This is a genomic window from uncultured Aggregatibacter sp., from assembly GCF_901873365.1.
In the GTDB taxonomy this organism is placed as follows: Bacteria; Pseudomonadota; Gammaproteobacteria; order Enterobacterales; family Pasteurellaceae; genus Aggregatibacter.
On sequence record NZ_CABFLM010000093.1, the window covers coordinates 74,474 to 85,011 of the forward strand.

The window sequence follows — 10,538 nt, forward strand, 5'->3', positions numbered from 1 at the left end:
GCGGCGTGTTTACTGTTTATCATTCGAATCAACTTGAGGTGCAAAAGGACATTCTCGTTGAATTAATTCAACGTCAACCGCTGAGCAATCCATTACAGCCGGAAACGGTGCTGGTACAAAGCCCGGGCATGGCACAATGGTTACAGTTACAAATCGCAGAGCAAAAAGGCATTGCGGCGAATTTTGCTTTCCCGATGCCCGCCAGTTTTATTTGGCAGCTTTATGCGGAAAACTTGCCTGATGTGGTGCAAAGCAATCAGTTTAATAAAAATGCCATGATGTGGCGCTTAATGCGTTTAATTCCTCAATATTTAGAGCAAGAGGCTTTTTATCCTTTACGCCATTATCTGGCGCACTCTGTTCAATCGGAGCAATTTAAACTCTACCAACTTGCCGGAAAGATCGCGGATTTATTCGACCAATATTTGGTTTACCGCCCGGACTGGATTGCCGCTTGGGAAGCGCACCAAGAGGCAGATATTCATCATCAAATTGAAGCTCAATCTAATTTCAATAATGATCGTTTATCGGCACAGATTGAACAAAATATCGCCTGGCAGGCGAGCCTGTGGCGGGCATTGGTGCAGGTGGTAAAAACAGAAACGGGATTGGAGTTAGTGCAACACCGAGCGCATTTACACCAATTATTGTTAGAAAAACTCCGTAAAAATCGACCGCTCTTTTTGCCGGAACGCCTTTTCATTTTCGGTATTCCTGCCTTGCCGAAAGCGTATTTAGAAATTTTTCAAGCCATTAGCCAGTATTGCGATGTGCATTTGTTCTTCAATAATCCTTGCGAGGAATATTGGGGCGACATTGTGGATCCAACATTTGTTGAAAAATTAGCACTACGCACTCGAACCGATTATTTCAACCAGGTTAATAAACCGTTGTTATCGGCAGACCAAATGGCGCAGGTAGAACAGCAATGGGAGGTGACTTACGCACAAGAAAAATTGCAAGTCGGCAATCCCTTGTTGGCTTCATGGGGAAAATTGGGACGCGATTTTTCTTATTTATTAACGCAGTTGGAACCGAATGAGATTTCTGCCTATGCGGAGATCGAACCGAAGAATTTATTGAGTCAAATTCAACATCAGATTTTGCACCTTATGCCGAGTGGCACTGAGCCGTTAAACTATCAGGAAAATGACCGCACTTTAACCTTCCATGCTTGCCACAGCACGATGCGTGAAGTGGAAGTCTTACAGGATTATCTGCTGCATTTATTACAAGAAAATCCCCATTTGACTCCCAAAGACATCATCGTGATGGTGGCGGATATTGATAAATACACCCCTTATATTCGTGCGGTTTTCGGGCAACATGCTACGCCGCAAACCGCCATTCCATTTTCTATTTCAGATAACAAATTATCGGAAAATGATGTGATTATTGCCGGTTTCCTCTCTTTATTGCAGCTCAAAGAAAGCATTTTCAGCGCAGAAGATGTGTTAGCGCTATTAGATGTGCCGGCAATACGCCAACGCTTTAATATTGAATTGCAGGATTTGGCGCAAATTCGAGATTGGGTGAAAAATGCCGGCGTGCGTTTTGGTTTAGAGAAACAAAGTGCAGAACCTCATGGTGAAGTGCAAAGCAACTACAATTCCTGGCAAGCCGGTTTGGAACGTATGTTGTTGGGGTATGCCTTACGGGAAGAAAATGGTATTTGGCAAGACAGCCTTGGATTGGACAACAGTTTCGGCTTAAAAGGTCAGCTTGCAGGGCAACTGGCTGAGTTTATCGCCGCATTATCAGATTGGTTCCAAACGTTGCAACAGCGCTATTCCGTAGCGCAATGGCAGCAACATTTGCACGCATTAACGGATCGTTTCTTTGCCGCAACAACGGAAACCGAGGAAACCTTATTTTATATTAAAGACGTGATTCAGCAATTTGCAGAACAGTTACAGGACGCGCATTTTGATGAACTCTTGGCCGTTGATGTTGTGGCGGATGTCATGAGTGGTGCGTTAGAAGAAAACCCGAATCACTACCGTTTCTTGGCCGGCAAAGTGAATTTCTGCACGTTGCTGCCGATGCGTTCTATTCCATTTAAAGTAGTCTGCCTGCTCGGTATGAATGACGGTGAATACCCACGTCAACAGCCGCCAAATAGTTTTGACTTAATGCAGTATCATCGCATTAAAGGCGACCGTGCGCGCCGTGATGATGATCGTTACTTGTTCCTTGAGGCTTTGCTGTCTGCGCAAGAATATTTGTATATCAGCTACATCGGACGTTCTATTTCAGATAATCAAGAACGTGAGCCCTCCGTATTGGTGAGCCAGTTGTTGGATTACATTGTGGAAAATCTGCCGGATGAAGGCAAGGATTGGCGGGCATTACTGGTGCAACAACACGGCATGACGGCATTCAGTCGAAAAAACTTTGAAAAAAACGACCGCACTTTCAGCCAATCTTTTGCGCAACAATGGTTGCCTTTGGTGAATTCACAATCCAATCAGGCATTGTCGGATTTCATTCAACCGACAATAGCGCAGGAGGATTTCGAACAAGAAACGGAGATTGAATTTTCTCGTTTGGTGGCATTTGTAAAAAATCCGGTGAAATTTTTCTTTGAGCGCCGCCTTGGTGTGAATTTTTCCGAGCAGGAAGAAAGTATCGCCGACAGTGAAAATTTCGTTTTGAATAATGGCTTAGAGAAATACCTGATTCATGCGGACTTGGTCGATGTCGATGAACACCAAATCGATGCGTTTTTTGATCATTTGAAGGTGAAAGGCGTATTGCCAAGAGGCGAATTTGCGACACTCTACGCCAATAAATTATTGGATGAAGTGGCGAAATTTAAACACTATATTGCTGATTACGTGGAACAAACGCCACAAAACCGTTTTGTACAAATGACCTTGCCGACGGTATTCGGTAATATCACCTTATCAGGCAATATCTCCCACTTATATGGCGACCCGTTACAGCGTGTGACTTGGCGCATGGCAACAGTCAAAGACAAAGATCGTATTGAAGCTTGGTTATATCATTTATTGTTGTGTGCCACGCAGCCACAGCCGACGGAATCCATTTTCCAAGGCAAGGATAAACGCGAGATCTTTCAAGTGGTGTCTCAACAGGATGCCCTTGCGCAACTGCAAATTTATGTCGAAAGCTATTTAGCCGGATACGCACAATTACAGCTGATTCCGACACAGGGCATTGAAGCATATCTAAAACAGATTGCTAACGAAGAGACGGTTGATGGTGAGAAGTGCTTTGCTCAGTTAACAAAAATTGCCGAAGGTGATAATTATTCCCGTGGCGATTTATATTGGCAACGTGTGTTGGTACAAACGCAGGAATTAGACTTGGCGTGGATAAACCAGCAGGTGAAGGCGTGGTTTGTACCGATGTTGCAAGCGATTAAGAAGAAAAAATAACCTTATAAATAGGCCGCCATGACCACGGCATTTTCCCGTTTCCCATCTGCTGTCGGATAATAGTTTTTGCGGATATCCACTTGATTAAAGCCCAGCGAATCATAAAGCGCTTGGGCTTTTTTATTGGATTCGCGCACTTCTAACCACAATGTCAAAATGCCTTTTTGTCTGAGTTGGGTGATGAGTTCGTTTAAGAGTTGTCGTCCGAGTCCCAAACCTTGTTTTTGCGGATCGATAGCAATATTAAACAGGGTGGCTTCATCTAGTACGGTCTGACAAATAGCAAACCCGTAAATCTTATTTTCTTCGCCGATTTTCAAATTGAGATAACGCTCGCCTTGGTTATTTTTCAACGTGCCTAAACTCCAAGGCACGGCGTGAGCCGCCTGCTCAATGGCATAAAGTGCGTCAAAATCTTGTTCTTCAATGGGCGAAATGGTTATCACGACAGATCCTTGTTATGTGGCATTGATGGAAGGGGATTGTTGAATGGTTTGCCAAAATTGACGTTTTGCCTGCGGATTTTGTTTAAATTCCTCAAGATCACCTGACTGCCACACATTTAACGGTTGTGAGAGAGATAAAGTGCGGTCATTTTCCGAGGTGTTTTGAGAAAGCAACCAATAACTGACTTTATGGTTAACTTGCAAATAAGCAAGCTGTTCAAAGGTGATGTTTAATACTTGCTCGCTATCCAAGTTCAGGCTGCGTAACACATCCTGCACAACAGGTTGTTGCAATAGATTTTGCTGACTGATGATAATCAAACGAATATGCTCGGCAACAGTGATATTCATTGCGCCTTTCAACGCTTCCGGGCGCACTAACTGCCATTGGCTGATGCCCATTTGTTGCAGTAATACATCTCGACGGGAGTAAGGTTGGCGCGTTTCTTGCATATCTAAAATCAATTCAATCCAGTATAATGGGCGCCCATTTTAACCAATAAGGCAGAGGATTAATAGCGTGATTTGTGCAGAAAGTGAAGTGCTGGAACGTCATCTGGATTTTTTAACGGGGAAGTCGTTATTGCTTACGGGAGCCGTGAACGATGAGTTTCTTTCCGATTTACGACGCCAAGGTTTTAACGCCTGCGCTTGGAGTTGGTATTTTGATTACGCCAACCGAGAAAATCAAAAGCAACAAAGTGCGGTGGATTTTTCCCTCGAATTTCAATGCCAAGCCGATTTGATCCTGTTTTATTGGACAAAGAACAAGCAGGAATGCCATGTCCAATTAATGCAAATTCTCGCCAAAAGCCCGGTGGGGCAAGAAATACTCATTGTCGGCGAAAATCGTAGCGGCGTACGTTCTGCCGAAAATAGGCTTGCGGACTTCGGCGATATTCACAAAATCGACTCTGCCCGCCGTTGTAGTCTTTATCATTTTCAGCTAAAAAATCCACCGCACTTTGATCTGAATTCCTTCTGGAAATCCTACCAACATCCACAACTTGCTGATGTCACCGTGTATGCGTTGCCGGGCGTATTCAGCGCAGCCGAACTGGATGGCGGCACCGCATTGTTGTTGTCCACGTTAAAAAATGTGTCGGGCGATGTACTGGATATCGGTTGTGGCGCAGGCGTGATTGGCAGTTACATTCAAAAATATCATCCGAAAACCAAGCTGGTGATGACGGATATTCACGCCATGGCGCTTGAATCGGCACAGCGAACGTTGCGAGAAAATCAGTTGCAAGGCACGGTACAGGCAAGCGATGTGTTTTCTCATGTGGAAGGTAAATTTGACCTGATCATTTCCAACCCGCCGTTTCATGACGGCATTGATACCGCCTATACCGCCGTTAATGAGTTGATTAAACAAGCCAAATGGCATCTTAAAGCCGGTGGTGAATTGCGTATTGTAGCGAATGCCTTTTTGCCTTATGCCGACTGGCTGGATCAACATTTCGGTGGCCATGAGGTATTGGCGAAAAATAACAAATTTAAGGTGTATTCAGTGCGCGGATGAGTGAATCCTGCACTACATTTTGCTGGCTCGGCAAAACCCGTTTAGCTAGAATTCTACCTATTATTTACTACTTCGGGAGATGACTATGAACTTTCCTAACATCGCCCAACAAGTGATTGAAAAACTTGGCGGCAAAGAAAATATTGTCACGGCGGCCCACTGTGCGACCCGTTTGCGTATTGTGCTAAATGATGAAAGCAAAGTGGACAAGGAAGGCATCGACAATATTGAGGGGGTAAAAGGGCAGTTTGCTGTTGCCGGGCAATATCAAATTATTTTTGGTTCCGGTACCGTGAATAAAGTCCACGCTGAATTAACTAAATTGCTGGGCATCGGCGATGTGAGTAAAGCGGAAGTGGCAGAAGCGGCTGGCGGTAATCAAAGTTTGTTGCAACGTTTGGTAAAAGGTTTAGCGGATATTTTTGTACCGATCATTCCGGCTATCGTGGCAGGCGGTTTATTGATGGGTATTTACAGCATGCTCACCGCCAAAGGGTTCTTTGTAGATGAACTCAGCGTCATTGACATGCATCCTGAACTCAAAGATTTAGTGGATTTCATTAACACTATTGCGAACGCACCGTTTGTATTCTTACCGGTATTGCTTGGTTTCTCCGCCACCCGTAAGTTTGGCGGTAACCCATTTCTTGGAGCCGCATTAGGGATGTTATTGGTTCACCCCGCACTGGCTGACGGCTGGAACTATGCTTTAACGCTGGCAGAAGGTAAAATCCAATATTGGAATGTGTTTGGTTTGCAAATTGAACGCGTAGGCTATCAAGGCACTGTGATCCCAACCTTAATTTCTGCTTGGGTGTTAGCAACGTTAGAAAAAACGTTCCGTAAATTTGTGCCGTCTTATTTAGATAATTTGGTCACACCGTTATTTTCCTTGTTTATCGCAGGCTTCTTGGCGTTTACCCTCATCGGCCCAATCGGACGTGAAGCAGGTTCATTAATCGCTGCAGGGTTAACCTGGTTATATGACACATTAGGTTTCATTGGCGGTGCGATTTTCGGTACTTTCTACGCACCCATCGTGATTACCGGTATGCACCAAACCTTCATTGCGGTGGAAACCCAATTATTAGCGGAAATGGCTCAAACCGGCGGTACCTTTATTTTCCCAATTGCGGCAATGTCTAACATTGCACAAGGCGCCGCCTGTTTGGGCGTGGCATTTGCCTTAAAAGATCCAAAAGTACGCGGCTTGGCCATTCCTTCCGGCATTTCTGCGCTGCTGGGTATTACCGAGCCTGCCATGTTCGGGGTGAACTTGCGTTACCGTCAAGCCTTTATCGCGGCGATGATTGGCTCCGGTCTGGCGAGTGCCTTCATTGCCTTCTTTAACGTCAAAGCCATTGCCCTTGGTGCGGCAGGTTTCTTAGGTATTCCGTCGATTAAACCGGACAGCCTTGCCATGTACAGCATCGGTATGGCCATTTCCTTTATTGTGGCATTCAGTCTTTCCACGGTTTTAGTGAAACGGGCGCAAGCCAAAGCTTAACAACAAAAAATAGGCAACACCTCAAAGATGTTGCCTATTTTTTTAGATCCAATTATCTATAAAAACCACCGCACTTTTCATGATATTACCGATGAGAATCTGCCCTTGAGGGTATTTCAGGCTGGCTTTTTAACGAACAGACTCAAGTGCGGTGGTTTTATGTCGATTTTCTAAATCGCGTATGGGTTATTTGCCAATCGCTTCTAATCCGCCCATGTAAGGACGTAAAACCTCCGGTACGGTAATTGAACCGTCAGCATTTTGATAGTTTTCCAAAACTGCCACCAAGGTACGCCCCACGGCTAAACCGGAACCATTAAGGGTGTGCACCAAACGGGTTTTCTTGTCACCTTTTGAACGACAGCGTGCTTGCATACGACGCGCTTGGAAATCCCACATATTAGAGCAAGAAGAAATTTCACGGTACGTATTTTGCGCCGGCACCCAAACTTCTAAGTCGTAAGTTTTGCAAGATCCAAAGCCCATATCACCGGTGCAAAGCAACACTTTACGATATGGCAAGCCAAGTAATTGCAAGACTTTTTCCGCGTGACCTGTCAGTTCTTCCAGTGCGTCCATGGATTTCTCCGGTTCCACAATTTGAACCAATTCCACTTTATCAAACTGGTGCATACGAATTAAACCGCGTGTATCACGGCCGTAAGAACCCGCTTCAGAACGGAAACATGGCGTATGTGCGGTCATTTTTAACGGTAAATTTTCCGCTTCTAAAATTTCACCACGTACCAAGTTAGTGACCGGCACTTCCGCTGTCGGAATCAATGCATAAGTGCGTTGCACTTCATTTGGGTCTTGCCCTTCTAGCGGTTTAGTATGGAACAAATCTTCACTGAATTTAGGTAATTGACCTGTGCCATAAAGCGTATCGTGGTTCACTAAATAAGGCACATAAGCTTCCGTGTAGCCATGTTGCTCCGTGTGTAAATCCAACATAAATTGCGCGATGGCACGATGTAATTTGGCAATTTGACCTTTCATCACCACAAAACGGGAACCGGTTAATTTCACCGCAGAAGCAAAATCCAAGCCTTGTAAATTTTCGCCTAACGCAACGTGGTCTTTTACCTCAAAATCAAATTTGCGTGGTTCGCCCCAACGGGATACTTCAAGATTTTCGGTATCATCTTTCCCCAAAGGAACTTCATCAGCAGGAATATTCGGGATGTTCAAGGCAATGTCATTTAAGGCATTTTGTACTTTTTCTAACTCCACTTTACCCTGTTCTAATTCTGCACCCATGTGATCCACTTCCGCCAACAACGGCGCAATATCTTCTCCACGGGCTTTTGCCGCCCCGATCGCTTTAGAACGCGCATTACGTTCTGCTTGTAACGTTTCGGTTTTTACCTGTAAAGCTTTGCGTTGTTCTTCTAGTTGCGTGATATTTGCCACATCAAGCGTAAAGCCACGTTTAATTTTTAATTTTTCTGCAACTTCAGCCAAATTATTACGAAGTAAATTCGGATCGATCATACTGTTACCTTTCTTCTTCTGTTTATTAATACTGCGTTAAAAACTGTGTTTATTCTATATCGTATTCAACCAATAAACTAGCAAAAACATGGACTAAAGTGCGGTCAGAAATCGCCGTGTTTTTTCTCATTACCCGCTTTTTTACAGGTTAGGCGAGAAGTGAATCGTCGCTATACGTTAAAAAATACGCCGATAAAAGTTTGATGTAACGCAAAAATTTTCCTAATTCTACTACTTAATAAGTAGCCTTAATGTTAGACTGGTGCTGGTTTTCTCATCACCAAATGAAATTATTTTCTGGAGTATCTATGGAATTTCTCATGAATTTAAGTGAAGGCACGCAATTTGCGATTCAACTTGCGATCGTCTTAATCTGTTTATTCTACGGCGCCAAAAAAGGCGGTATCGCTCTCGGTTTGTTAGGCGGTATCGGTCTTATTGTCTTGGTGTTCGGCTTCGGCATTGAACCGGGTAAACCGGCAATCGATGTGATGTTAACCATCCTTGCGGTGGTGGTAACATCTGCAACGTTACAAGCCAGTGGCGGCTTAGATGTGATGTTGCAAATCGCAGAAAAATTACTGCGTAAAAACCCGAAATACGTCAGTATTCTCGCCCCGTTCGTTACCTGCACCCTGACGATTCTTTGCGGTACCGGACACGTGGTTTATACCATGTTACCAATTATTTATGATATCGCGATTAAAAACGATATTCGTCCGGAACGCCCAATGGCAGCCAGTTCTATAGCCTCACAAATGGGTATCATCGCTTCCCCGGTTTCCGTTGCAGTAGTCACCTTAACGGCTTTCTTAGTGAATGCACAAAACCATTTAGCCGGTTTTGACGGTTACTTAGACTTATTAAAAATCACTGTGCCATCCACCCTTTGTGGTGTTTTAGCTATCGGTATCTTCAGCTGGTTCCGTGGTAAAGATTTAGATAAAGACCAAGAATTCCAAGAAAAATTAAAAGATCCTGAATTCAAAAAATATGTGTATGGCGACAGCGCTTCCCTACTCGATAAAAAATTACCACAATCCAGCTGGAACGCAATGTGGATTTTCTTCGGTGCCATTTTAGTGGTTGCCTTATTAGGTTATTTCAAAGAATTGCGTCCATCTTTTGAGAAAAGCACACCGGCTCAAGTGGTTGAAGTGCTTTCAGGCGATAAAGCAGTCAAGAGCTTTAACGTGAAAGACGGCAAAATTCTTGCCGTAGCCAAAGACGGTAAAGTTGCGCTTGATGTTAAAGACAACAAAACCAAAGCAAAAACCGCTTATGACAGCGTTGAAATTTACGACGACAAAGGTACATTAACCCAAACTGTTGTTTTACAAGATAACAATGTGATTATTACTGCCGGCGACAAAACAGAAACCATTGAAAACGCGACAATCGGCTTAAAAGACACGGTGAAGAAAAAAGTCACTTTAGGCATGGTTCACGTTATCCAAATCTTCATGTTATTGGCTGGTTCATTAATCATCATCTTTACAAAAACCGATGCCGGCAAAATCAGTAAAAATGAAATCTTCCGTTCCGGTATGATTGCATTAGTTGCCGTATTCGGGATTTCTTGGATGGCAGAAACTATGTTTACCGTCCATACACCGATGATGAAAGCGGCATTAGGGGACGTCGTCAAAGCGCACCCTTGGACTTATGCTGTGATGCTATTATTAATCTCTAAATTCGTTAACTCCCAAGCTGCTGCATTGGTGGCATTCGTGCCGCTTGCATTAGGTATCGGTGTTGACCCGGCGATTATTCTTGCCTTCGCAGCGGCTTGTTACGGTTACTACATTTTACCAACCTACCCAAGCGACTTGGCAGCGATTCAATTTGACCGTTCCGGTACCACCCACATCGGTAAATTTGTCATCAACCACAGCTTTATTTTACCGGGCTTAATCGGTGTAATTACGTCCTGTATCTTCGGTTATATCTTCACAACCCTGTTTGGATACTTGTAATTTAGATTAGATTGAATCTCAAATAACAATCCGCACGTAAAACGTGCGGTTTTTAGGCTCCCCTATTCCCATATAAGGGCCTATACTTCACAAGCCCTAAAAGGGGCTTGTGAAAACCGGTCACCGTGTTTATTTTCATATCACTATTTTAGTGAATCGTAGCGTGCAACTTGTTGCACGAAATCATGA

Annotated in this window: 7 protein-coding genes; 4 read left to right on the forward strand and 3 right to left on the reverse strand. The window is 44.0% G+C overall.

What is annotated here, in order from left to right:
* Positions 1-5 precede the first annotated feature (5 nt).
* Positions 6-3,401 (forward strand): exodeoxyribonuclease V subunit gamma, encoded by a 3,396-nt coding sequence (gene recC, locus QZ106_RS08530; protein WP_295976435.1) that lies wholly within the window; start codon positions 6-8, stop codon positions 3,399-3,401.
* 2 nt (positions 3,402-3,403) lie between these two features.
* On the opposite strand, the gene rimI is transcribed toward recC, so the two are convergent.
* Both rimI and QZ106_RS08540 read right to left on the reverse strand, forming a co-directional pair.
* Positions 3,404-3,847: a ribosomal protein S18-alanine N-acetyltransferase gene (rimI, locus tag QZ106_RS08535; protein ID WP_295976437.1), complete on the reverse strand. Its 444-nt coding sequence runs from the start codon at positions 3,845-3,847 to the stop codon at positions 3,404-3,406.
* A 12-nt stretch (positions 3,848-3,859) separates the two neighbouring features.
* Entirely contained in the window at positions 3,860-4,300 is a 441-nt protein-coding gene (locus QZ106_RS08540; RefSeq protein ID WP_295976439.1) for a DNA polymerase III subunit psi, read from the reverse strand.
* 67 nt (positions 4,301-4,367) lie between these two features.
* Between QZ106_RS08540 and rsmC the strand changes: the two genes are divergently transcribed.
* The gene (rsmC, locus tag QZ106_RS08545; RefSeq protein WP_295976440.1) at positions 4,368-5,372 is read left to right on the forward strand and encodes a 16S rRNA (guanine(1207)-N(2))-methyltransferase RsmC; all 1,005 of its coding nucleotides are present in this window, start codon (positions 4,368-4,370) and stop codon (positions 5,370-5,372) included.
* 85 nt (positions 5,373-5,457) lie between these two features.
* A complete protein-coding gene (locus QZ106_RS08550) occupies positions 5,458-6,879 on the forward strand; it encodes a sucrose-specific PTS transporter subunit IIBC (protein ID WP_295976442.1) in 1,422 nt (473 codons plus the stop codon).
* A 186-nt stretch (positions 6,880-7,065) separates the two neighbouring features.
* On the opposite strand, the gene serS is transcribed toward QZ106_RS08550, so the two are convergent.
* Entirely contained in the window at positions 7,066-8,373 is a 1,308-nt protein-coding gene (gene serS, locus QZ106_RS08555; protein ID WP_295976444.1) for a serine--tRNA ligase, read from the reverse strand.
* A 308-nt stretch (positions 8,374-8,681) separates the two neighbouring features.
* On the opposite strand from serS, the gene QZ106_RS08560 reads away from it, so the two are divergent.
* The gene (locus QZ106_RS08560; RefSeq protein WP_295976445.1) at positions 8,682-10,349 is read left to right on the forward strand and encodes an anaerobic C4-dicarboxylate transporter; all 1,668 of its coding nucleotides are present in this window, start codon (positions 8,682-8,684) and stop codon (positions 10,347-10,349) included.
* The last annotated feature ends 189 nt before the right edge of the window (positions 10,350-10,538 follow it).